Raw genomic sequence first — 24,175 nt, forward strand, 5'->3', positions numbered from 1 at the left:
TCAGGCGCCGAGCGTGAGCCCGACGGCGATCCCGATCGCGTACACGAGCTCGGCGATGCCGGTGTCGCGCAGCGTCGGCAGGAGACCGAGGCCGCGCTCGCCGCGTGCGATCGGCGTCGCCGCTCGCAGTGCCCACGGGAACGCGAGCAGACCGAACAGCGCGGCGGGCGTGTACGAGGCAAGCCACCAGACGGTGACGAGCGCGACGACGAGCAGGATCACGAAGAAGACCCGGGAGCCGCGGTCGCCGAGCACCACGGCGAGCGTCTGCTTGCCGCTGACGGTGTCGGTCGGGATGTCGCGGATGTTGTTGGCGACGAGGATCGCGCACGCGAGCGCGCCGATGCCGATCGACGCCGCGAGGCTCGGGCCGGTGAACTCGCCGAGCTGGACGTAGGTCGTGCCGAGCACGGCGACCAGCCCGAAGAACAGGAAGACGCTGACCTCGCCGAGCGCGTGGTAGCCGTACGGACGCGAGCCCCCGGTGTAGAACCAAGCGGCGGCGATCGCAGCGACGCCGACGAGCAGGAGCCACCAACCGGACGTCGCGGCGAGCACCAGCCCGAGTGCTCCGCCAACCCCGAAGCACGCGAAGGCCGCCTGCTTGACCGTGCTCGCGCTCGCCGCGCCCGACCCCACCAGCCGCATCGGGCCCACACGGTCGTCGTCGGTGCCCTTGACGCCGTCGGAGTAGTCGTTGGCGTAGTTCACCCCGACCTGGAGGGCGAGCGAGAGGAGGAGGCAGACGACCGCCTTCCACCAGACGGCGCCGTCGGCGTAGAGCGCGGCGCCGGTGCCGGCGACCACGGGAGCGACCGCGGCCGGGAGCGTACGGGGCCGGGCGCCTGCGATCCACTGCGATGCTGTTGCCACGACCGTCAATCCTTGCACCCGACCGATCACCCGCCGACGGCGGACCTTGCCTGCACGTCGCTTTGAGGGTGTCAGTGACCGTCGGCAAGCGACTGCTCGGCGTCACCCTCCACGCTGCCCGCTAGCGTGGAGGCCGTGGCAGACGACGAGTCCGGTGGCACGCTGCGCCCAGTGAGCGGGACCCCTCGCGAGGTCGAGACGGCACTGCGCGAGTGGCTCTTCGCGCAGGCCGAGCCAGAGTCGCTGATCATCCGCACCTCGGGCTCCACCGGCAACCCCAAGGACGTGCTGCTCTCGCGCCGCGCGGTCACGGCGTCGGCGCACGCAACCCACGCGCGCCTCGGCGGACCGGGCCAGTGGCTGCTCGACCTACCCGCCCAGTACGTCGCGGGCGTGCAGGTGATCGCCCGCTCGGTCCTTGCCGGCGAGCGGCCCGTCGTCGCGGCGGAGCACGCGAGCCTCGGCGACGCGATCGTAGCGATGGACGGTCCCCGCCGTTACGCCTCGCTCGTCCCCACACAGCTCCACCGCCTCGCGGAGTCCGGACAGCTCGGCGCGCTCGCCTCGCTCGACGCCCTGCTCGTCGGCGGGGCAGCGCTCGACCCCGCGCTCCGCGCCCGCGCAGCCGAGGCCGGGGTGCGGGTCGTGCGCACGTACGGGATGAGCGAGACCGCGGGCGGTTGCGTCTACGACGGGGTGCCGCTCGACGGCGTCGCCCTGCGGATCGACGTCGAGCGCCGGGTGTGGCTCGCCGGACCGGTGCTCTTCGACGGGTACGACGGCGACCCCGAAGCCACCGCCGAGGCGCTGCACGACGGCTGGCTCCGTACGTCCGACCTGGGCGAGCTCGACGCCGACGGGCGCCTGCGGATCCTCGGGCGTACCGACGACGTCGTGATCTCCGGGGGCGTCAACATCGCCCTCCCGCGCGTCGCGGAGGCGCTGCGCCGGGTCGACGGTGTCACCGATGCCGTCGCCGTCGGTGTGCCCGACCCCGAGTGGGGCCAACGGGTGGTCGCCGTCGTCGCCGGAGACGCCTCTCTCGATGCGCTGCGCGACGGGGTCGAGGCCGCGGACCTTCCTCGTACGTGGGCGCCGCGCCGCGCCGTCTTCGTCGACGCCGTCCCGCTGCTGGAGCACGGCAAGGTCGACCGCCGGGCCGTACAAGCGCTCGCCGAGAATGCCTGAGCGCCCCTAGCCTGGGCAGATGGTCCGACGACTCATCGCCGACGAGCGCGATGCCGGGCGCGCGGCGCGCAAGGTGATGCCGAGGCGAACCCACGGCGAGATCTCGTCGTACGACCGGGATCCGGTCGCGCTGCTCGACAGCCAGAACGCTCACCGCATCGCCGACCTTGTGCCGGTGCGGTGGGGGCGGATGCTGCAGTCGCCGTTCGCGTTCTATCGGGGGAGCGCGGCGCTGATGGCCGCCGACCTCGCGACCGGTCCGTCGACCGGCATGCAGGTGGTCGCGTGCGGTGACGCGCACCTGGCCAACTTCGGGCTCTACGCGTCCCCGGAACGCCGGATCGTGTTCGACCTCAACGATTTCGACGAGGCCAGCAACGCTCCGTGGGAGTGGGACGTCAAGCGCCTCGCCGCGAGCGTGGTCGTCGCGGGACGCGACCTCGGTTTCGACGATGCGACGACCACGCGGGCGGCGACGGGGGTTGCCGCGGAGTACCGAAGCCGCCTCGCCGAGCTCTTCGCGCGGTCCGCACTCGAGCGCTACTACGCCTCGATCGACACGACGTGGCTGGACGAGCACATGGCCGACCACGGTCGCGGGTTGCTCCGCAAGACGCTCAAGAAGGCGCGTCGCCGGACGTCCGAGCACGTGCTCCACTCGCTCACCACCACCGACGAGAGCGGCCGCACCCGGATCGTCGACGACCCGCCGCTCGTCCGGCACCCCCCGGTCGAGGCCGCCGCGCTCGCCGAGGACGTCCTGGCCGAGTACGCGAAGGTGCTGCGGTCCGACATCGCGATGCTTGTCGGGCAGTTCGCCCTCGTCGACGTGGCGATGCGGGTCGTGGGGGTCGGAAGCGTCGGCACGCAGGCGTACATCGCGCTGCTCGAAGGGCCCGGCGGACCACCCCTGTTCCTGCAGGTCAAGGAGGCGTCGGAGTCTGTGCTCGCCTCGTACGGAGGTATCCCGGCCGTGCCACCGGCCGGGACCCAGCTGCCCGCCGACGCCGGGGAGGGAGCGCGCGTGGTCGGTGCGCAACGCATCCTGCAGGCCGTCTCCGACCCATTCCTCGGCTGGTTCGCCGGGCCGCGGCGCTCGTTCTACGTTCGGCAGCTGCGTGACATGAAGGGCTCGATCGACCTGGCGGCGCTGACCGCGAGCGAACTGGTGAACTACGGCCGGCTGTGCGCCTCGCAGCTCGCCCGCGCACACGCGCAGAGTCCGACGGCGGCGTTCGTGGCCGGCTACCTCGGCAGCTCGGAGTCGTTCGACGAGGCGATTGCCCGTTGGGCCGTCGCGTACGCCGACCAGGTCGAGCGTGACCATGCCGCGCTGGAGGCGGCCGCCGACGCGGGGCGCATCCCGGTCGAGCGGGGGGTCTGAGGCGCGATTACCGTGGCCGTCGTGAGCGACCCCGACCTGACCTGGATCCCGTACACGACGCCGATGCGGACCCGATTCCGGGGGATCACCGTGCGAGAGGGGCTGCTGCTGCGCGGCCCGCAAGGGTGGGCGGAGTTCAGCCCGTTCTGGGACTACGACGCGCGTGAGTCCCGTCCCTGGTACGACGCGGCGTTCGTGAGCGCGACCCTCGCATGGCCTGAGCCCGTACGCGACGTGGTGGCGGTGAACTGCACGGTGCCCGCCGTCGGGCCGGAGACGGCCGTCCAGATCGCGACCGCCGGGCACGGCTGCCGTACCGCGAAGGTGAAGGTTGCCGAGCCCGGCCAGACCCTGGCCGACGACGAGGAGCGGGTCGCCGCGGTCCGCGACGCCCTCGGTCCGGGGGGGACCGTGCGCATCGACGCCAACGGCGCGTGGTCGGTCTCCGACGCGATCGACGCGCTGCGCGTGCTCGACCGTGCCGCGGGTGGCCTGGAGTACGTCGAGCAGCCGTGCCGCACCGTCGAGGAGCTCGCGGAGGTCCGTCGCGCGACCCAAGTCCCCGTCGCCGCGGACGAGTCGATCCGGCGTGCCGACGACCCGTACCGTGTGGCCGCCCTCGAGGCCGCCGACATCGCCGTCCTCAAGGTCCAGCCGCTCGGCGGCGTCGCCGCGTGCCTCGAGATCGCCGAGCGCATCGGGCTGCCCGTCGTCGTGTCGAGCGCGCTGGAGTCGTCGATCGGCATCGCGGCGGGTGTCGCGCTCGCCGCGGCGCTGCCGGAGCTTCCGTACGCGTGCGGGCTGGGCACGGTGACGCTGCTCGAGCAGGACGTCGTCGCCTCGCCGCTCGTCCCACGGGACGGGGTGCTGCCCGTGATCCGTCCCGAACCGTCCGCCGCGTTCCTCGCGCAGGAGCCGCCGCCGGACCTCTCCGTACGGTGGTCGTCGCGGCTCTCCGAGGTCCGGGCGGTGGCCCTGTGAACCCCTCGACCGCGCTCGGGCGCGTGCTCGTCGACGAGCTCGTCCGCAGCGGCGTGCGCGACGTCGTGCTCTCTCCCGGCTCACGCTCCGCGGCGCTCGCGCTCGCGCTGCATGCCGGCGACGCCCGCGGCGACCTGCGGCTGCACGTGCGCATCGACGAGCGCAGCGCCGGATTCCTCGCGCTAGGGCTCGCGAAGGGCTCGCACCATCCGGTCGTGGTGGTGACGACCTCGGGGACGGCCGCGGCGAACCTGTACCCCGCCGTCCTGGAGGCCTCACACGCGCGCGTGCCGCTGATCGCGCTCACCGCCGACCGGCCGTCCGAGCTGCGGGGGACCGAGGCGAACCAGACGACCGACCAGGTGAAGCTGTACGGCGCGGCGGTGCGCGCGTACGTCGAGATCGCCGCGCCGGAGGTGGTCCCAGCCTCGAGTGCCGCGTGGCGTGCGGCGGTCGCGCGCGTGGTCGATGCTGCGCGTACTGGGGGGCCCGTGCAGCTGAACGTGACGTTCCGCGAACCACTGGTGCCGTCGCCGGAGGACGTCGCCGCGCCGCTTCCCGACGCGCTCGCGGGACGCCCTGTCGGCGCTCCGTGGCGTGCGCCCGCCCCTGAGACCCCGCTGCTCCCGACGGTCCTGCCGCTCGGCCCGCGCACGGTCGTCGTCGCCGGCGACGACTCCGGACCCGCGGCGCGGATCCTGGCACAGGAGGCCGACTGGCCGCTGCTCGCCGAGCCGTCGTCGGGAGCGCGCAACGGGACGCACCCGATCGCCACGTACCGGTTGCTGCTCGGGTTGCCCGAGCTCGCGGACCGGATCGAGCGCGTCGTCGTCTTCGGCCACCCGACGTTGTCGCGGCCGATCTCGCGACTGCTGTCGCGTGACGACGTGGAGGTCGTCGCGGTCGGCTCGGCCCCGTACACCGATCCGGGCAACCGCCTCGCGGCCGCGTACCCGGCGGTGCGGGTCGAGGGCAGCGACGGCCTCGGCTGGCTCGAGGAGTGGCGACGCGCCGACGCGGCGACGCTGGCGGCCCTCGAGGAGCTGGTGCTGGAACGGGCGCCGCTCAACCCGTGGCAGGTGGCTCGGTCGGTGTCGCGTGCGGTCGGACCGTATGGGCTGCTCGTGGTCGGCTCGTCCAACCCGGTGCGCGACCTCGACCTGATGGCGGTCCCGTACCCGGTCGGCGAGCGGCGCATGGTGATGTCCAACCGTGGTCTGGCCGGCATCGACGGCGTGGTCTCCACCGCGATCGGCGCGGCGCTGGCGCGTCCGCGGTCGGCGGCGCTGGCGTACCTGGGCGACCTCACGTTCCTCCACGACAGCAACGGGCTCGTCATCGGGCCCGACGAGCCGCGCCCCGACCTCACGTTCGTGGTCGCCTCCGACGACGGCGGGAGCATCTTCTCGACGCTGGAGCAGGGGGACACCCCGTACGCGGAGGCCTTCGAGCGCGTCTTCGCGACGCCGACGCGGGTCGATCTCGGGCAGCTCTGTGCGGCGATGGGCGTGGCCCACGTCGTCGTCGAGTCCGTGGACGCGCTCGACGCGGTTCTCGCTGACACCGCCGAGGGGATCTGGGTCGTCGAGGCGCGGATCGGCCGTGCGGACCGGCGAGAGGCCGATCTCAAGATCGTGGCCGCTGCACGGTTGCATTGATACATCGACGATGTAACATAACCCGAGTCACGTCACTGGAGGCTTGGAGGGGTTATGACCGTCGCCGCTGTCGCGTTCCGCGAGACCGCCACGATCGACGACGTCACCGCACGTCTGCTGGAGTCGTCGGCCGCGCTGTCGTACGACCCGAACGTCGAGGTGAGGTGGGACGAGCCGATCCCCGACGACCACTACGGGCTCAACCCGGAGTGGAGCACGCTGTACGGCACGCGCCTGTGGGACGAGATGAGCGAGGAGCAGCGCGTCCTGCTCACCCGCCACGAGGTCGGCTCGATCATGCAGACCGGCATCTGGTTCGAGATGATGCTGCAGCAGCTCATCTTGCGCGACCAGTACGCCAAGAACCCGGCCAACAACGAGTTCCGGTTCGCCCTCACCGAGATCGCCGACGAGTGCCGTCACTCGCTGATGTTCGCCCGGACCTGCGAGGTCCTCGACATCCCGCAGTACCTTCCGCCGCGCGCGACCGTCGAGCTCGCACGCCTCCTCAAGACGACCGGCCGCGCCGAGCAGGCGTACGGGCCGATCCTCATCGCTGAGGAGATCCTCGACGTCATGCAGCGCGACTGGATGCGCGGTGAGAACGTCGTCCACATCGTCCGGAGCACGAGCAAGATCCACGTGGTCGAGGAGTCGCGCCACATGAAGTTCGCGCGGGCCGAGATCAAGCACAGCCTCAAGCACGCCGGCAGGTTCCGCCGCGAGATGTCCGCGCACCTGTTCGCAGGAGCGGCGTACTTCATCGCGCGCGCGATGGTCAGCCCCGAGGTGTACGCCAACGTCGGCCTCGACAAGCAGCGTGCCGTCGAGGAGGTCACGACCAACCAGCACCGCAAGGCCATGATGCGCCTCTCGTGCGTGCACCTCATGGACTTCCTCGCCGACTGCGGTCTGCTCACCAAGCGCGTGATGCCGATCTATCAGTCCGTCGACATGATCTGAGGCCGGACCCATGGCCTACGCCGTCACGCAGAGCTGCTGCAACGACGCCACCTGTGTCTCCGTCTGCCCCGTCAACTGCATCCATCCGACACCGCAGGAGCGCGAGGCTGGTGCGGTCGAGATGGTGTTCATCGATCCCGACACGTGCATCGACTGCGGGGCGTGCGCCGACGCCTGCCCGACCGGCGCGATCGTGCCGGTCGACCTCCTCCGTGGACCCGACACCGTCTTCGCCGACCTCAACCGCGAGTACTACGAAGCCCACCCCGAGTCGGCCACGTGGGAGGCACTGACCTTCCCGACGACCGTCCCGCAGGGCTTCGGCGCGCTTCGGGTCGCCGTCGTCGGCACCGGCCCCTCGGCCGCGTACGCCGCGCGGGCGCTGCTCACGACCTCGCCCGCGCACGTCACGATGATCGACCGCCTCCCTGTCGCCGGAGGGCTGCTGCGCTCCGGCGTTGCCCCGGACCACCCGGACACCAAGCGCATCGAGGACGCGTTCGCCTGGACGTACGACCACCTGCGGGCCTCCGTCCAGCTCAACGTCGAGGTCGGCACCGACGTCACGCACGCGGAGCTGCTCGAGCACCACGACGCGGTCGTGTACGCCGTCGGGGCCGCGGAGGACAAGGTGCTCGGCATCCCCGGCGAGGGCCTGGCCGGGAGCATGTCGGCGACGGCTCTCGTCGCTTGGTACAACGCGCAGCCCGACCGCGCGCACGGCGACGTCGACCTCTCCTCGGAGCGGGTCGTCGTCATCGGCAACGGCAACGTCGCGCTCGACGTCGCGCGGGTGCTGCTCACCGAGCCCGACGTGCTCGCCCGTACGGACATCGCCGACCATGCGCTGGACGTCCTGCGTCGCAGCGCGGTGCGCGAGGTCGTCGTGCTCGGCCGTCGTGGCCCCGAGGACGCCTCGTACTCGCGTTCCGAGCTCGTCGGCATGCGCACGCTCCCCGGCGTCGACCTCGTCGTCGAGGACCACCCTCGTACGGTCGAAGCGGTCGAGGCTGCGCCCGTCGGCTCCAAGGCGGCGATGCTGCGCGACCTGCCACGCGTGAGGCTCGACGACTCCGAGGCGCCCGCCGCCGGCAAGCGCGTGGTGCTGGCGTTCTGGAGCGCGCCGGTGGCCCTCGAGGGTGAGGGCGCGGTGACCGGCGTCCGGACGGCCGAGCGCGTCCTCGCCACCGGCCTCGTCGTACGGTCGATCGGCTATCGCGGCACACCCGTGCCCGGGCTCCCGTTCGACGAGACCACGTCAACGGTGCCCAACGAACGTGGGCGTGTCCTCGACGCCAAGGGTCGGCCGATCCCCGGGACGTACGTCGTCGGCTGGATCAAGCGCGGCTCGCGTGGCGGCATCGGCGCCAACCGTGCCTGCGCCCAGGAGACGGTCGAGGCGCTGGTCGAGGATGCGTCGGCGGGCCTGCTCCCGGCGCCGTCCGGCACGGCGGGCGACTTCGCCGCACTCCTGCGCTGGCGCCGCAAGGACGTCGTCGGGCTGCGTCGGATGCGCGCGATCGATCGTGCCGAGCGGCTCGCCGGCGCCTCGCAGGGTCGGCCGCGACGCAAGCTCGCGACAGTGCCCGAGCTGCTTGCGGTCGCCGTCCCTGGGCGGTGGCGGCGCTAGTTGACCTGGCGCTGCTGGCCCTCCCAGTACGGGGCGCGCAGCTTGAACTTCTGCAGCTTGCCGGTCGCCGTACGGGCGAGCTCGTCACGGAACTCGATGCGTTTGGGGCACTTGTAGCCGGCCAGGTGCTGGCGCGTGTGCGCGATGAGCACCTCGGCGGTCACGGCCTCGGCGTCGGGGTCGACCACCACCAGCGCCGTCACGAGCTCGCCCCACTTCTCGTCGGGGATCCCGATGACCGCCACCTCGCGGACGGCCGGGTGCAGCATCAGCGCGTCCTCGACCTCGATGGACGTGACGTTCTCGCCGCCGGAGATGATGACGTCCTTCTTGCGGTCGGCGATCGTGAGGTGGCCGTCCTCGAACGTGCCGCCGTCGCCGGTGTGGAACCACCCGCCCTCGAGGGAGGCGGCGGTGGCGTCGGGGTTCTCCCAGTAGGCGTCGAGGTTGTGGTTGGACTGCGCGAGCACCTCGCCCGTGTCGTCGATCATGATCCGTACGCCCACCGCAGGGGCCCCCGCGCGTCCGAGCAGCCGTGCTTGCTCCAGCGGCTCGAGGTCGTCCCACTCTGCGCGCATCCGGCTCATCGTGAGCAGCGGCGAGGTCTCGGTGAGCCCGTAGATCTGGATGAACTCCCAGCCGAGGTCGCTGCGTACGCGCTCGATCGTGCGGGTCGGCGGCGGGGCGCCGGCGACGATGATGCGCACCCTGTCGCGGCCGGGGATCTCGCCGTCCCACGTCTTCGCCGCGTCGAGCACGGCGGCGACGACGGCCGGCGCCGCGCACATGAAGGTCACACCGTGGCGCTCCACGCGGCGCAGGATCTCGGCGCCGTCGATCTTGCGGATCACCACGTGCTTCGCGCCCATGCCGGTGGCCGCGTACGGCATGCCCCATCCGTTCGCGTGGAACATCGGCAGCGTGTGCAGATAGACGTCACGGTCGTTCACCGAGGCCTGCCAGCCGAAGATGCTCGCGTTGGTCCACAGGTTGCGATGGGTCAGTTGGACGCCCTTGGGTCGCGCCGTCGTCCCCGACGTGTAGTTGATCGTCGCCGTGGCGTTCTCGCCTTGTCCCGAGCCTGTCGAAGGGTCAGGGTTCTCCCACGGCTGCGGGTCGCCGTGCGTCGCCCACATGGGCTCGTCGCCCTCGCCGATCACGATCACGTGCTTCGCGGTGACCGTGTCGAGGAGCGAACGGACCTCCGGGTCGATGATCAGCACCTCGGCGCCGCTGTGCTCGACGATGTACTTCACCTCGGCGGGCGCGAGGCGGAAGTTGACCGGGACCAGCACCCGGCCCCAGCCGGAGACGCCGAAGAACGACGTCAGCAGTCGCGCCGAGTTCTGCGAGACGATCGCGACGCGCCCGCCCCGCGGGACGCCGAGGTCGTCGAGGTATGCCGCCTGCGAGCGGGCGCGCCGCCCGAGCTCGGCGTACGTGATCTCGCCCCACGACGGCGCGGGCTGGTCGGGCTCGTCGACGACCGCGATCCGGTCGGGATAGACGGTGACGGCGCGGTCGAGGAAGTCGCGGACGGTCAGCGGGAAGAACATCGAGCACCTCGTACGGTCGGCGGCGGGCGCGGTCACGCGAAGTGACCCTGCTCACGTCCTATCACGCACGTCGCGGCCCCGGGAGGGGAGCGTGGCGGTGTCAGCCGATCTCGGCGATGACGTCGCCCTCCTGGACGATCTGGCCCTCCGCGACCTTGAGTCGTACGGTGCCCGCGGCGCCGGCGTGCACGGGGATCTCCATCTTCATCGTCTCGAGGACCGCGACGAGGTCCCCGGCCGCGACCCGGTCGCCCTCACGGGCCACGACCCGCCACACGTTCCCGACGATCTCGGCCTTAGCGGCGTACATCGGCACCGCCCTCGTGGCCGAGGGTCGCCATCGCGTCGACGAGACGATCGCGCGTCTCCTCGGGCAGGATCACGTCGTCGATGATCCCCGCCTCGGCGGCGACGTAGGGCCGAGCGACGTTCTCTCGGTACTCCGCGGCGAGCTCGTCCCGTACGGCCTCGGGGTTCTCGGCGTCGCGCAGCGTACGGCGGTGCAGCAGCGCCACGGCGCCGCCGGGGCCCATCACGGCGATCTCCGCACCGGACCATGCCCAGGAGTAGTCCGCGCCGAGCGAGCGCGACCCCATGGCGATGTAGGCGCCGCCGTACGCCTTGCGGACGACGACGGTCAGCAGCGGGGACTCGGTCTCGACGTACGCCTTGAGAAGCTTGGCGCCGTGCGTGATGACGCCGCGTCCCTCCTCGACGGTGCCGGGAAGGAAGCCGGGGACGTCCACGAACGTCACCACCGGCAGCCCGAACCGGCCGCAGAACTCGATGAAGCGAGCGGCCTTCACCGACGACTTGGCGTCGAGGACGCCGCCGCGCGAGGCGGGCTGGTTGGCGAGCACGCCGACGGGCCGGCCGTCGAGGTGGCCGAACAGGGTCAGGATGCTGGGCGCGTGGGCGGGCATCAGCTCCAGGCGCGGGCCGTCGTCGAGCACGCCGTCGATCACCTCGCGCATGTCGAAGACGACGCTGGCCCGGTCCGGGACCACGTACGGGAGGCGCTCGGCCGCCACCGCGTCAGGCCGGCGCGAGGCGACGAGCGGCATCGGGGCGCCGACGTGGGACGGCAGGTACGAGAGCAGGAGGCGTGTCGCATGGAACGCCTCGCCCTCGTTCGTCACCTCGAGGTGCGCGACGCCGCTGGTCTCGGTGTGCATCTGCGACCCGCCGATGTCCTCGGCGCTCGCGTCCTCGCCGGTGGTCGCCTTGACGATGTCGGGACCGGTGAGGAACATCTGGCCCTGCTCGCGGACCATGATCGTCCAGTCGGTCAGGGCGGGGGAGTACGCCGCGGCTCCCGCGCACGGACCCAGGATCAGCGAGATCTGGGGGATGCGCTTCTGGGCCTTGACGTTGAGCGCGAACATCTCGCCGCAGCCGTGCAGGGCGAGGATCCCGTCATGGATCCGGGCGCCGCCGGAGTCGTTGATGTAGACGATCGGGTAGCCCTTGTCGATCGCGAAGCGCTGGGCCTTCTGGATCGTCTCGGCCATCACGGCGCCGATCGCTCCGGAGGCCACCGCGGCGTCGTGGCTCGCGACGACGACACCGCGCCCGTCCACCCGGCCCCAGCCGATGACGACGCCGGCGCCCTTGCCATCACCGTCGATGCGCATCGGGCTCATCTCGACGAACGACCCGGCGTCGACGAGCATCTCGGCACGCTCGCGAGCGGTGTACTCGCGGCGTCCGCGCGGCTCGACGTGACGGAACCGCTCCTGGCGACGACGGGCCAACCGGGCGCGGTGGTCGGAGGTTGCGGGCTCTGTGTTGATCGTGGTCAACTTCGGTCTCCTAAAACATGAGGGAAGCCTCAGGACTGCTTACAAAGATGAGGGGTACCTCATGTTCTTGTCAACCCGCAGCGCGGCGTGTCCCCGTCTCAGCAGCTGATCGGCGGGTGGCTCCGAGTCGGTCTACGGTTGCCGCACACAACGAGACTGCAACCGGAGGACGATGCCCCCATGGTCAGTTCGGCAACCCCACCCCCGACCCGCCCGTACCACCGCTCTCGACGCCCCTTCGCTGCCGCAGCCGCACTCTGCGGCTTCGGCCTTGTCGCTGCCGCCCTGAACGCCGCTCCGGCGTCTGCAGACGCCACGCAGACCGCTGACGGCGAGCTGACGAGCTACGTCGTCAACAGCAAGCCGAACCCGGGCCAGACCCGTCTCGCCGAGCGCGCCGTGCGCGACGCCGGCGGTACGGTCGTCCAGTCCTGGCCTCAGATCGGCGTCGTGGTCGCCCACTCGACGAGCGGTTCGTTCCGCGAGGACGTCGTGGACGCCGCCAAGGGCCACGCGGTCCAGTCGGTCGGCGCCACGCGTACCGCCGCCGTCAAGACACCCGCCGATGCGCCGCAGGCACGCACGCTCACGCGGAGCACCGAGACCCGCTCGGCCTTCGAGGTCCGCCAGGGCGTCTCTGCGACCGAGCTGGTCGCCACCGACCCGCTCGAGGCGCAGCAGTGGGACATGACCCAGATCAAGGCCGACGTGGCAGGCGACGGCAGCCGCGACGTCACCGTCGGCGTCCTCGACAGCGGCATCGACGACACGCACCCCGATCTCGCGCCCAACCTCGACGCGAAGAACTCGGTCGGTTGCACCGCGTACGGCGTGCCGGACACCAGCCGATCCGCGTGGATCCCGACGACCAGCGACCACGGCACGCACGTCGCCGGCACGATCGGCGCCGCCAAGAACGGCGTCGGGATCGTCGGCGTCGCGCCGAACTCCCTGATGACCTCGATCAAGGTGGTCGACGACGACGGCTACATCTATCCCGAGTACGCGATCTGCGGGTTCGTCTGGGCGGCCGAGCACGGGGTCGACGTGACCAACAACAGCTACTACATCGATCCGTGGATGTTCTGGTGCAGCAACGATCCCGACCAGGCGGCTGCCAAGGAGGCCGTGCGCCGCGCCGTCTCGTACTCCGAGCGCAAGGGAGTCGTGAGCGCTGCCGCCTCCGGCAACTCCAACTACGACCTCGCCAACAAGACGACCGACGCGACCAGCCCGAACGACACGACGCCGGGCACACGTCCGATCGACGAGGGCTGCGAGGACCTTCCGGCCGAGCTGCCGGGTGTCGTGACGGTCGCCTCGACCGATCAGGCCGGAGCGAAGTCGACGTTCTCCAACTACGGCGACGGCGTCATCGACGTGGCGGCTCCGGGCAGCCGGATCCTGTCGACCGTGCTCGGTGGCGGGTACGGGCTCAAGTCGGGCACGTCGATGGCCTCGCCCCACGTGGCCGGTGTGCTGGCGCTGCTGAAGTCGTCGCACCCCGACGCCTCGCCGGGTGAGCTCGCCGCGCTGGTGCGGGCCCAGGCTGACGACAAGCCGTGCCCGACGGACGTGCGCTGCACCGGCACCGACGCGTACAACGGCTTCTTCGGTGACGGCCTCGTCGACGCGCTCGACGCCGCAGGCCGCTGACGCAGAGACGAGTCCGGCGCGGCGCAGCCTCGTACGGGGCGCGCCGCGTCGCCGCGTCTGCGCAACTCGCGTTTGCATCGCGGGCCACGCCTCCCCGCGCCGGAACTTACGCATCGGTAGGGTTGGAGGCGTGAACGCGACCGTCGAGATCCTCGAGCCGCGGCGGAGGCCGACGCAGGAGCGGAGTCAGAAGAAGTTCGACCTGATTCTGCAGACCTCGCGCGACCTGCTGCTCGAGGCCGGGTTCGAGTCGTTCACGCTCGAGGAGGTCGCGAATCGCGCGGGCATCCCGATCGGCACGATCTATCAGTTCTTCCAGAACAAGTACGTCGTCGTCTGCGAGCTCGACCGACAGGACGTGATCGCGGTGCGGGCCGAGCTCGCGCGCCTCGCCGCCGAGCTGCCGACGCTCGACTGGCTGCGGCTTCTCGACCAGCTCGTGGACCACATCGCCGCCCTCTGGGTCACCGACCCGTCGCGGCGCGCGGTCTGGCACGCCGTGCAGTCCACGCCGGCGACACGCGCGACCGCCGCCGTCACCGAGCGCGAGCTCGCCGCCGACGTCGCGCACGTGCTCGCGCCGCTCACGCCGAAGACGCCGCGCGCCCGCCGCAAGATCATCGCCGAGGTCCTCGTCCACGTGGCGTACTCGATGCTCAACTTCTCGATCCGTGACGGCCAGGAGCACGCAGAGGCCGTCATCGAGCTCAAGCGCCTGCTCGGCTCGTACCTGCTCGCCGCCGAGCAGTCCGGCTAACCCCCCGGCCGCGGGTCACTCCCTGCCCGCCGCGGGTCACTCCCTGCCCGCCGCGGGTCACCTTCTGGCGGCGCCGGGTCACTCACACTGACCCGCGGGCACCAGAAACCGACCCGGGAGGCGAAAAGAGGGACCCGGGGCGTCAGGACGTGAGGGTCACGTACGCGATCGCGTAGTCGCCGTCGTGCGAGAGCGATACGTGCAGCCGTGAGGCGTCGAGGTGCTCGCGTACGGGGGAGTGCAGCACGATCGCCGGCCTCCCCCAGGCGTCCTTGACGACTTCGATCGCGGCCAGCGCCTTGGCCTCGTCGACGACCGGCGGCTGCCCATACAGCGAGGCCGACCACGCCTTCACGACCGCCTCCTTGGCGGCCCACCGGGCGGCGAGGTGACGCGCACGGTCGGAGGAACCATCCGACGCGTCACCTCGCTCGCCGGGGGTGAACAGCTCGGCGAACCGGCTTCCCGGCTGCGCGAGCTGTTCGGCGAACGACGGGACGTGGACCAGGTCCACGCCCACCCCGAGCACGCTCACGGCGTGCCCGGCTCGCCGTCCCCGATACCTGGCGCGGACGATCCCTGGTCGTACGCGGCACTTCCCACTCCCACCGCGTACGTCCCGTCCGTGCCGAGGCGTGCCTGCGGATCGAGGAGGATGGCTGCCTCCCGCTCCCGCACGCCGGAGTCGCCGAGACGACGTCCGACAGGTCGCTGGTACGGGGCGGGGCCGCCGTACATCGCGTGCACGAGCCGCAGCCGGCCCGAGACCTCGCGGGCCCGTGCGGCGCGTTCGTACTCGGCCCGCTCCTCGGCACCCAGCGTCGCGAGGAATGCCGCCGGGTGCGCGAGCGCGACGAGCGCGGCCACGTGGCCGAACCCGAGGCTCGTCACCAGCCCCGCCCGCAGCGGCGCCGGCGCCGTGAGCGCGTCGCGCAGCCACACCAGGTGCGGGTTCTCGTCGAGGACGTCGTCGACGCAGTCGAGCGAACGGTTCGGCGGCAGCACCTGGCTCCCGAGGACCTGGCAGAGCCCGATCATCTGGAACGCGGCCGCGCCGCCCTTGGAGTGACCCGTCAGCGTCTTCTGCGAGATCACGAACAGCGGGTTGCCGTCCGATCGGCCCAGCGACGCGGCGATCCGCTCGTGCAGCTCGGACTCGTTCGGGTCGTTGGCCGCCGTGGACGTGTCGTGCTTCGACACGACAGCGACGTCGTCCGCGCCGAGACCGAGGGCGGCGAGCCCCCGGGCCAGCGGCGACTGCGCGCCACCGCGGGCCGCGGCCAGCGCGCCGAGACCCGGCGCCGGGATCGACGTGTGGACGCCGTCGGCGAACGACCCTGCGTACGCGACCACGCCGAGCACCGGCAGGCCCATCCGCACCGCGACGTCGCCGCGCGCGAGGAGGATCGTGCCGCCGCCCTGCGACTCGACGAACCCGCCGCGCCGCCGGTCGTTGGCCCGGCTCACGAAGCGCGGGTCGATGCCCTTGGCGAGCATCACCCCCGAGTCGGCCGTGGCGGACATGTCGGCGAACCCGATGATGCCCTCCGTCGAGAGGTCGTCGAAGCCGCCGGCCACGACGAAGTCGGCCTTGCCGAGGCGGATCTTGTCGGCACCCTCCTCGACCGACACCGCGCTCGTCGCGCAGGCCGCGACCGGGTGGATCATCGCGCCGTAGCCGCCGACGTACGACTGCATGACGTGCGCCGCGATGACGTTCGGCAGCGCCTCCTGCAGGATGTCGTTCTGCTTCGCCTCGCCGAGCAGCGTGTCGATGTAGAGCGAACGCATCGACGTCATGCCGCCCATACCGGTGCCCTGCGTGCTCGCGACCGCCGCCGGGTGGACCCAGCGCATGAGCTCGGCCGGGCTGAAGCCGGACGACAGGAACGCGTCGACGGTGCAGACGAGGTTCCAGACCGCGACCCGGTCCAGCGACTCGAGCATCTCCGCCGGCACGCCCCACGCACCTGGGTCGAATCCGGTCGGGATCTGGCCGCCGATCGTCCGGGTCAGCGCGAGACGCCGCGGGACGCGGATCTCGGTGCCGGCCTTGCGGGTGACGGCCCAGTCGCCGTCGGCACCGGGTGCGATGACCGTACGGTCGGGGTCGGCGTCGTACATCGCCCGCGCGGCCGCCTCGTTGCCGACGCTGAACGTGAGGTCGTCATCGAGGTACGCCCGGGCGAGCAGCGGCGTGGAGGTGTCGACCAGCGCGCCGTCGTCGGCGTAGCGGCGGATGCCGCACCGCTCGACCACGGTGTCGTGATAGCGCTCGTGGATCTCGGCCTCGGTGACGGGCTCGCCCGACTCGACGTCGTACCAGCCGCCGTTGTCGTCCCAGGCGACCAGCCCGGTCGACCAGGCGAGCTCGAGCACGCCGGCAGCCGAGAGCTCCTCGGAGACCTCGTACTCGAAGCGCGTGCGCGCCGACCCATACGGGCCGAGCTCGCCGGCACCGACGATGACGACGAGGTCTTCGGGACGGGCCGAGAGGCTCGGCCACGACACGTCGGGCCGTGCCGGCAGCTGCGCCGGGGACGGGGCGAGTGCGTCGATCGTCGCCTCCGTCGGTCGAGCCCCCTCCGTCGGTCGAGCCTGTCGAGACCCCGCCTCGCGCGCCAGGGCTGCGAGGTCCAGCTCGACCTCGCCCAGCCCGCCGGTCAGGTCGGCCGTCACCGGCGCCATACGGGCACTCGCCCGTGCGTCGACGGTCGCGTGGTCGAGCAGCGCGTCGGCCATCTCGTCGGTCGACCACGTACGGACGCCAACCTTCTCGACGGCGTCCACGAGCGGGTCGTTGCCCCCCATCAGCCCGGTCCCGCGGACCCAGCCGATGATCGCGTGGACGAGAGTGACGCGCTGGTTCCACGTCGACTCGCTCGACCACCGCGTGACCATCGCGTCGAGCGCGGCCTTGGCCTCGCCGTACGCGCCGTCGCCGCCGAACATGCCGCGGTTCGGCGAGCCCGGCAGCACGACGTGGAGCGTGGACGCCAGGTCGTGGTCGCGGCCACTGGTGGCGAAGGCGCCGACGAGGCGCTCGACCGACCAGAGCAGGATCCGCATGTCGACCTCGCTGCGCGGCCCCACCTCGGTGAGGTCGCCGGAGACCGGGCCCGCGGCGAACGGGAACACCAGCGTCGGCTCGAGAGCAGGCTTGGTCACTGTGGTCACGCCGCCGGCGCTGGACGTCTGCTCCTCGACCACCCACGACGCGAGCGCGTCCACGTCGGCGAACGAGGCGAGGTTGGCCGGTACCACCCACAGGCGGGCACCGCCGCGGGCGTACCGGCGGTAGAGCGCCTTGAACGACCGCAGCTTGCGCTGGTCGAGGCTCGACGTCGTGGCGACCACCGTCGCGCCGCCGGCCAGCAGCCGGCCGACGACAGCTGACGCGATCGAGCCGGAGCTCGCGCCGGTGACGACGGCGACGTCGTCGGCCCACTCGCCGGGCGCCGTGTCGAGCGCGGCCTCGGCGATGGCGGTGAGGCGGTCCGCGAGGACCGGGTCGTCGGTACGGGGCGCCCACCAGCGAGCCTGGGTGGCGACGTCCTCTCCGGTGCCGGCGAAGGAGCTGGTCGCAATGGCGACCTCACGGCCCGCGGCGATGCGCGCGACGTCCTCGCGGGCGCTCGCCCAGCGGTCGTCGAGCAGCAGCGCCCGTCGGGCATCGAACGCTGGAGCGGTCAGCCGCGCCCACTCGGTGCCGAGCTCAGCCTCGACCTGCGCGAGCACGGCGGCGTCGGCGTCGCTGGTCGCGCTCGCCGTCGTCTCCGCGGTCGGCGCCACGCCCAGCTTCGCGAGCAGGTGCCGTGCCGTGGAGGCCAGCACGCCGTCCGGACCGGTGATGCCGGCGGTGATCTCATCGAGCGCGGCCGCGTCGACAGTGACGTCGCCGCCACCCCCGGCGCTCGGCAGCGCGACCGCGACACCGTGGCGTGCACCGACGGCCTGGACGGCCGCGTCGACCGCCGCGTCGAATCCTGCGGCGACGTCCAGGTCACCGAACGCGCCGCCTCGTACGCTCGTGCCCTCGCGGGTCGCGAGTGCGAGCTCGGCCGTCACGTGGCTCGCCCAGCCGGGGCCGAGCTGCCACGCGCCGGTGACGCGCTCCGCGATCGCGGCCTGGCGCTTGCCGGTCGGGCCGAGGACCTTGGTCAGGTGGTCGCCGAGGGCGGTCGCGAGGACCGGGCCGAACGGCTTGTACGCACGAGCGAGTCCCTTGACCTGACCCGACAGCGTCGGGAGGTCGGCGTCGGCCGCACCGTCGATCGCGCCGAGCGACAGCTCGCCGCCAAGGTCGACGAGCAGCTGGTTGCGTCGCGAGGACGCGCCGTCGCACAGCGACTCGATGGAGTCGGCGGCACCGATCTGGTCGAGCCGCATCTTGGTCCACCAGGCCAGCAGGACCTTGGTGGCGTCGGCGGCGTCGAACGCGAGGTCGGCCGGTCGCTCGGCCGAGGAGGAGACCGGTGCTGCAGCGGGGGAGGGAACCGTTGCAGCCCCGGCAGACTGGGGGGTCTCGACAGGCTCGACCGGCTTGTCCTCGACCGCCGAGGGCTCCCGCTCCGGGTCGGTGTCGGTCGCGAAGACCGCCGCCGCGTCCCGCTCGATGTTGAGCACCTCGATCGGGCGGTCGGGCGAGGTCGGGAGCTTGAGGGTCGACGACGCGAGGTTGGCGACGGTCGGCGCGTTGCCCACGCCGACCTCGACGAACCGCTCGACGCCGAGGTCGCCGAACATCAGGTCCTGCGTCTCGATCCAGCGCACCGGGCTCGCGAACTGCCAGGCGAGCAGCTCCACGAGGAGGCGCCGCGCCAGCTGGCCCGGCGTCGCGGCCCACGCGTCATAGTCGGCGAGCACCTCGTTGAGCGGCTCCGACGGAACCGTCTCGGCGATCTCGGCGATGAACGCGCGGTCGAGCGTGAACGGCCGCGGCACCAGGTTCGGGACGTAGCGCCCGAGCAGGATCGCGGGATCGATCGTTTCCGGCAGCAGCTCCTCGAGGCGCGTACGGAAGTCCGGCACGCCACCACGCAGGACGCGGCTGTGGAACGGTACGTCGATACCCGGGACGAGGATGAACGCGGCCTTGCCGCCGAACTCGGCGCGACGCTTCGTGATGTCCGCCTCGAGCGCCGCGAGCCCCTTCACCGTTCCGGCGATCGCGTACTGCGAGCCGCGCAGGTTGTAGTTCGCGATCTCCAGGAACTCGCCGGTCTCCTCGGCGATGCGCGCCACGTACGGGGCGACCGCGTCGTCGTCGAGCCCGATCTGGCTCGGCCGGATCGCCGCGAGACGGTAGTCGCTGCGGCCCTCGGCGTCGCGCGGGACGAGCGTGTGCATGACCGAGCCGCGCTGGAACACGACCTCGATCACGGCCTCCAGGCTGATGACGCCGGAGACCGCCGACAGCGCGTTGTACTCGCCGACCGAGTGGCCCGCCAGCATCGCGTCGTCGACGAACGCGCCGGCCTCACGCAGCTCGGCGATCTGCGCAGAGCCGAGGACGGCCATCGCGACCTGGGTGAACTGCGTGAGGAACAGGACGCCGTCGGGGTGCTTGTGCGTCACGCCGTGGGCGACGACGACCGTCGGGTTGTCGCGCACCACGGTGAGGATCGAGAACCCGAGCACCTCGCGGGTGTGCGCGTCGGCCCGGTCCCAGGTCTCACGCGCCGCCTTGCTGCGCTGGTAGCCGGCCATCCCCATGCCGGCGTGCTGGATGCCCTGCCCGGGGAACGCGTACGCGGTCCGCGGGGCGAAGGTCCGCGCGGTCGCGGCAAGGACGAGCTCGCCCTCGCTGCGTCCGGTGACCTCGACGATCTCTGCGCCGGAGTCCAGCCCCGTACGGACAGCGCGCAGCTCGACCTCGGCGCCCGGGCGTACCGGGGCGAGAAAGCGCGTGGTCCAACCGTCGATGCGGCGCGGTGCCAGCAGGTGCTGCGCGGCCGCCGACAGCCACATGCCGTGGACGATCGGCTCGCCCAGCCCGGCCAGGCGGGCCGCGGCAGTGCTGGTGTGGATCGGGTTGTGGTCGCCGGTGACGGCCGCGAAGGCCCGCAGGTCGCTCGGGGCGACGACGGTCTTCTCGGCGCGGGTACGGCGCGGGGTGTCGGCCACCGGGCCGCGTGCCGCGCCGCCGGCGATGACGGGGTCGGTGAGGTCGGCGGCGCCGGTACGGCCGCGGATCGCGAAGCGCTCGCGCATCGTGGCGACCGCGGCACCGGCCTCCGTACGGACGGTCACGTCGATCGTCACGACGCGCCCGACACCGGTGTCGGTGACGTCGGCGAGGCGCGCCTCGACGACCAGCGTCGTCGTCTCGTGAGGCAGCTCGCCCGCGAGAGCGATCGCGTGGTCCAGGTGGACGAGGTCGAGCATGCCCTCGACGAGCGGTACGGCGCTGTCGCCCTGCGCGTGCGACAGCACGGCGAAGACGGCAGGCCACGCGAGCCCGACGAGTGCGTCGGGGGCGGGACGGGCGCCGGGGACGAGCGGTCCGGAGCTGACCGCGGCGTGGTCGGAGCCGAGGTCGCCGGACCACGTCACGGCCGCGCGGGCGACGTCGCCCTCGACCGTCGGGAGCGCGTCGCCGGCCGCGAGGCCCGCGAGGTCGCGCATCGCCGTCACCGCGTCGTCTGCGGTGATGACCGGGGCGCCACCGTCGGCGGCGTCGGCGACCTGGAGGCGGACGGTCAGGGTACGGCCGCCGCCGAGGCCGACCTCGAGCACGGCGGTCTCACCCTCGGTACGCAGGACGGCACCGGTCTCGGCGTGCTCGGCGCGTGCCGGCTCGACGATGACCCAGTCGGTGCCGAGGCGGTGGACGGGGTTGCGGACCGTACGGCCCGCCCACGAGACGTCCGGCGCGGCGAGGACGAGACCCAGCACGTCGTCGGCGGCGTCGACGCGACGGCGACCCGCGACGCGCGAGGTGAGCGCACCGGCGGTCAGGACGTCGTCGACCGTCTCGTCCTCGAAGCGGCGCAGGAGGTCGGCGACGGGCTCGTCGACCTGCGTGATCCCGGCGACCGCGACGGTCCCGGGGATGATGCAGACGGCGTCCGCGTCGTACCGCGCGTCGTGGGCCTGCCAGAGCGAGTCCGAGCGGTACCAGCGGCGGACGTCGCCGTCGAGCACCGGCACGAACGGCACCGGCTTGCCCGGGCGGCGGCACACCTCGACGAAGAACGGCACGTCGGCCGGGTGGAGGGTCACCTCCGTCGCCTTCGGGTACGAGGCGAGCAGCGTCGCGAGCGCGGCGTGCGGGTCCTCGACGTCCGCGCCCTCGGCGAACAGCGTCGCGATCTCGCCGTGGTCGGCGGAGTGGAGGCGGGCCTCGGCACGCTGGATCATCGCGTGGAACCGGTCGCGCAGGGTCACGTCGAGCCAGCGGTCGGTGTAGGCGAGGTCGGCGAAGCGCGCCAGCCAGGCCGTGTACGTCATCTCGGTGACGTCGCCGAAGTACGGCTTGGCCGTCGGGGCGATCGCGGCGATGATCTCGTCGCGCCGCTGCTGCGCGGCCTCGGTGTCACCGGCGACCTCGTCGAGGAGGCGTCCGGCGCGCGAGGCGGCGTTGTCGATCTCGTGGATGTCGGCGCCGAGCTGGCTGCGCCCGGATGCCATGCCGGCGTCGGCGCGGCCGGCTCCGACCCACTCGGGCGTGCCGGGGGTGTCGACGAGCATCTGCTTGACCTGCGGCGACGTGGTCGCCTCGAGCGTCGCCATCGCCGCGGTGCCGATGAGGATGCCGTCGAGCGGCATCGCCGGATAGCCGTGGCGGCGTGCCCACGCGCCGGTCAGGTAGGCCGATGCGGCGTCGGGCGTGCCGATGCCGCCACCGACGCAGACGACGACGTTGTCCAGCGCACGCAGCTGCGCGTACGTGGTGAGGAGGAGGTCGTCGAGGTCCTCCCAGGAGTGGTGGCCGCCGGCCTTGCCGCCCTCGACGTGCACGACGATCGGAGTGGGCGCGACCTCGCGGGCGATCGCGAGCACCTCGCGGATCTGCTTGACGGTGCCGGGCTTGAACACCACGTACGAGATGCCGGACTCGCGCAGCTCCTCGACGAGCGCGACGGCGTCGGCGAGGTCGGGGATGCCGGCGCTGACGACGACGGCGTCGACGGCGGACCCTGTGGCGCGGGCGCGCTGGACCAGGCGCTGCTGGCCGAGCTGCATCTTCCACAGGTACGGGTCGAGGTAGAGCGCGTTGAACGCGTACGTACGTCCGTCGTCGAGCAGGTCGTCGAGCGTGCCGACGTTCTCGGCGAAGATGCCCTCGGTGACCTGCCCGCCGCCGGCGAGCTCGGCCCAGAAGCCGGCGTTCGCCGCAGCGGCCACGATGGCCGGGTCGACGGTCGTGGGCGTCATGCCCGCGAGGAGGATCGGCGAGCGACCGGTCAGGCGGGTGAAGCGGGTCTCGAGCACCGTACGGCCGTCGGGCAGCGTGACGGGCTTCGGGGCGACGGACGCCCAGGCCTCGCGTCGGCGGGGCGCGGCGCCCGGCGTCGTGAGCGCGCGGTGGCCCTCACGGGTGGCGGGCGCGACGAGCCCGACGCCGCGGGCGGTCGCCTCGTAGTCGGCGAGCAGCGAGGCGAGGTTGCCCGGTCCGAGATCGAGGATCCACTCCGGGCCGGAGTCGAGCGCGGACTCCAGGGCGTCGACCCAGTCTCCGGGGGCGATGACGGCGCGGACGGCGACGTCGCGCGCCCACTCCGGGTCGAGCCCGCACGCCTTTGCCCAGGTGGCGACCAGCTCGCCGGCGGGGCGCAGCCCGTGGTGGTGGAAGGCCGCACGCGGGTCGAGGGTCTCGAAGACGGGCGAGAACGGCGTACCGCCGGTCACCTTGCGCTCGCGCAGGGCGGCCTGGGCCTTGGCCTCGGCCTCGAGGCGGCGCTGGACGGTGACGAGGTCGGCGGCGGGGCCGCTCAGGACGACCGTACGGCGGCCGTTGCGCAGGGCGAGGTCGACGTCGACGCCGTCGATCGTGGCGAGGAGGCGCTCGACCTCGGCCGGGTCGACGCGGCGTACGGCGAGCATCGTGTCGCCGAGCAGGCCGGCGCGCTGGGCGGCGAGCTGGATGCCGGCGCCGACGAGGCGGGCCAGCGCGAGGACGTCGGCGGGGTCGCGGCCGGCGAGCACCTCGGCGGCGAGCACGCCCTGGGAGTGGCTCACGACGGCGGTCGGCGGCGTCGCGGCGGCCTCCAGGCCCTGCAGTGCGAGCGCCTGGAGGCCGGCGAGCTGGGCCAGCGCGATACCGGGCACGGAGACGGCAGGCTGGGCGAGCAGGTCGGCGTCGGGGGTCGCGGGCGCGTCGTCGGACGCGGCGGACTCGGCGACGGCGAGGGCGTCGGCCCAGGCCAGCGGGGTGAAGGCGTACGGGAGCCGTGCGAGCTCACCCCATACGGGCTCGAGCCGGGACTCGGCGTCCGCGCAGAGGGCGTGCATCGAGGAGCCGAGGGCGAACGTACGGAGCAGCTCGCTCAGGGGTTCGAGCCAGGGGCTGCCCTGGCCGCCGAAGGCGACGGCGTAGGGCGTACCGCCGTTCAGAGCGTCGATCAGCCGCGAACGGTGGTCGACGTGCGTCGTCCGGGTGGTCGGGGTGTCGATGATCGTCACGTGTCCCTCGAACTTCCTCAGGTAGATGCCGGAAGGTCTCATGATGACCCAAACATGAGGGAAACCTCAACATTTTCGTGAGGCAAGCCTCATGTTTTCC

Annotated in this window: 14 protein-coding genes; 8 read left to right on the forward strand and 6 right to left on the reverse strand. The window is 72.4% G+C overall.

Translation table 11 applies throughout. The features are described 5' to 3' along the window. Nucleotides 1–873 (reverse strand): 1,4-dihydroxy-2-naphthoate polyprenyltransferase, encoded by an 873-nt coding sequence (locus tag ACFSDF_RS04785; protein WP_167005991.1) that lies wholly within the window; start codon nt 871–873, stop codon nt 1–3. 135 nt (nt 874–1,008) lie between these two features. On the opposite strand from ACFSDF_RS04785, the gene ACFSDF_RS04790 reads away from it, so the two are divergent. The 6 genes from ACFSDF_RS04790 to ACFSDF_RS04815 all read left to right on the forward strand — a co-directional run bounded on the left by ACFSDF_RS04790 (nt 1,009) and on the right by ACFSDF_RS04815 (nt 8,677). Next, the gene (locus tag ACFSDF_RS04790; protein WP_377156470.1) at nt 1,009–2,061 is read left to right on the forward strand and encodes an AMP-binding protein; all 1,053 of its coding nucleotides are present in this window, start codon (nt 1,009–1,011) and stop codon (nt 2,059–2,061) included. 19 nt (nt 2,062–2,080) lie between these two features. Beyond that, nucleotides 2,081–3,445, forward strand: coding sequence for a DUF2252 domain-containing protein (locus ACFSDF_RS04795; protein WP_167251542.1), 1,365 nt, complete (start codon nt 2,081–2,083; stop codon nt 3,443–3,445). A gap of 63 nt (nt 3,446–3,508) precedes the next feature. Continuing rightward, nucleotides 3,509–4,426, forward strand: a complete 918-nt coding sequence (locus ACFSDF_RS04800) for an o-succinylbenzoate synthase (protein ID WP_167251749.1) — start codon at nt 3,509–3,511, stop codon at nt 4,424–4,426. Further along, nucleotides 4,423–6,084, forward strand: a complete 1,662-nt coding sequence (menD, locus tag ACFSDF_RS04805; RefSeq protein ID WP_377156472.1) for a 2-succinyl-5-enolpyruvyl-6-hydroxy-3-cyclohexene-1-carboxylic-acid synthase — start codon at nt 4,423–4,425, stop codon at nt 6,082–6,084. Before ACFSDF_RS04800 ends, menD begins: the two co-directional genes overlap by 4 nt. A gap of 54 nt (nt 6,085–6,138) precedes the next feature. Further along, nucleotides 6,139–7,047 (forward strand): AurF N-oxygenase family protein, encoded by a 909-nt coding sequence (locus ACFSDF_RS04810; RefSeq protein WP_167005983.1) that lies wholly within the window; start codon nt 6,139–6,141, stop codon nt 7,045–7,047. A gap of 10 nt (nt 7,048–7,057) precedes the next feature. After that, entirely contained in the window at nt 7,058–8,677 is a 1,620-nt protein-coding gene (locus ACFSDF_RS04815; RefSeq protein WP_377156474.1) for an FAD-dependent oxidoreductase, read from the forward strand. On the opposite strand, the gene ACFSDF_RS04820 is transcribed toward ACFSDF_RS04815, so the two are convergent. The 3 genes from ACFSDF_RS04820 to ACFSDF_RS04830 form a co-directional block, all read right to left on the reverse strand. Then, the gene (locus tag ACFSDF_RS04820; RefSeq protein WP_377156476.1) at nt 8,674–10,269 is read right to left on the reverse strand and encodes an AMP-binding protein; all 1,596 of its coding nucleotides are present in this window, start codon (nt 10,267–10,269) and stop codon (nt 8,674–8,676) included. The genes ACFSDF_RS04815 and ACFSDF_RS04820 overlap by 4 nt on opposite strands. 64 nt (nt 10,270–10,333) lie before the next feature. Next, nucleotides 10,334–10,543, reverse strand: a complete 210-nt coding sequence (locus ACFSDF_RS04825; protein WP_167005977.1) for a biotin/lipoyl-binding carrier protein — start codon at nt 10,541–10,543, stop codon at nt 10,334–10,336. Next, nucleotides 10,530–12,035: an acyl-CoA carboxylase subunit beta gene (locus tag ACFSDF_RS04830; RefSeq protein ID WP_377156478.1), complete on the reverse strand. Its 1,506-nt coding sequence runs from the start codon at nt 12,033–12,035 to the stop codon at nt 10,530–10,532. The genes ACFSDF_RS04825 and ACFSDF_RS04830 overlap by 14 nt, the downstream gene beginning before the upstream one ends. A gap of 180 nt (nt 12,036–12,215) precedes the next feature. Between ACFSDF_RS04830 and ACFSDF_RS04835 the strand changes: the two genes are divergently transcribed. Both ACFSDF_RS04835 and ACFSDF_RS04840 read left to right on the forward strand, forming a co-directional pair. Next, nucleotides 12,216–13,691 carry a S8 family peptidase gene (locus ACFSDF_RS04835; protein ID WP_377156480.1) on the forward strand — a complete coding sequence of 492 codons (1,476 nt, stop codon included), beginning with the start codon at nt 12,216–12,218 and terminating at the stop codon, nt 13,689–13,691. 130 nt (nt 13,692–13,821) lie between these two features. Beyond that, nucleotides 13,822–14,448, forward strand: a complete 627-nt coding sequence (locus ACFSDF_RS04840) for a TetR/AcrR family transcriptional regulator (protein ID WP_167005969.1) — start codon at nt 13,822–13,824, stop codon at nt 14,446–14,448. Between the two features lie 142 nt (nt 14,449–14,590). Here the strand turns inward: ACFSDF_RS04840 and acpS are convergent, their stop codons facing one another. Together acpS and ACFSDF_RS04850 are read right to left on the reverse strand one after the other, a co-directional pair. Continuing rightward, nucleotides 14,591–14,983, reverse strand: a complete 393-nt coding sequence (gene acpS, locus ACFSDF_RS04845; protein WP_167005966.1) for a holo-ACP synthase AcpS — start codon at nt 14,981–14,983, stop codon at nt 14,591–14,593. Continuing rightward, complete coding sequence (locus ACFSDF_RS04850) at nt 14,980–24,117, reverse strand: fatty acid synthase subunit beta domain-containing protein (protein ID WP_377156483.1); 9,138 nt, start codon at nt 24,115–24,117, stop codon at nt 14,980–14,982. The genes acpS and ACFSDF_RS04850 overlap by 4 nt, the downstream gene beginning before the upstream one ends. Nucleotides 24,118–24,175 lie beyond the last annotated feature (58 nt).

The sequence above is a fragment of the Mumia zhuanghuii genome (assembly GCF_042681565.1).
GTDB lineage: Bacteria > Actinomycetota > Actinomycetes > Propionibacteriales > Nocardioidaceae > Mumia.

Bases quoted from the DNA above. Each gene is read 5' to 3' on its own strand.
- ACFSDF_RS04795 (WP_167251542.1), top strand. From the start codon at position 2,081: ATGGTCCGACGACTCATCGCCGACGAGCGCGATGCCGGGCGCGCGGCG.
- ACFSDF_RS04800 (WP_167251749.1), top strand. From the start codon at position 3,509: ATGCGGACCCGATTCCGGGGGATCACCGTGCGAGAGGGGCTGCTGCTG.
- ACFSDF_RS04810 (WP_167005983.1), top strand. From the start codon at position 6,139: ATGACCGTCGCCGCTGTCGCGTTCCGCGAGACCGCCACGATCGACGAC.
- ACFSDF_RS04815 (WP_377156474.1), top strand. From the start codon at position 7,058: ATGGCCTACGCCGTCACGCAGAGCTGCTGCAACGACGCCACCTGTGTC.
- ACFSDF_RS04825 (WP_167005977.1), bottom strand. From the start codon at position 10,543: ATGTACGCCGCTAAGGCCGAGATCGTCGGGAACGTGTGGCGGGTCGTG.
- ACFSDF_RS04835 (WP_377156480.1), top strand. From the start codon at position 12,216: ATGGTCAGTTCGGCAACCCCACCCCCGACCCGCCCGTACCACCGCTCT.
- ACFSDF_RS04850 (WP_377156483.1), bottom strand. From the start codon at position 24,117: ATGAGACCTTCCGGCATCTACCTGAGGAAGTTCGAGGGACACGTGACG.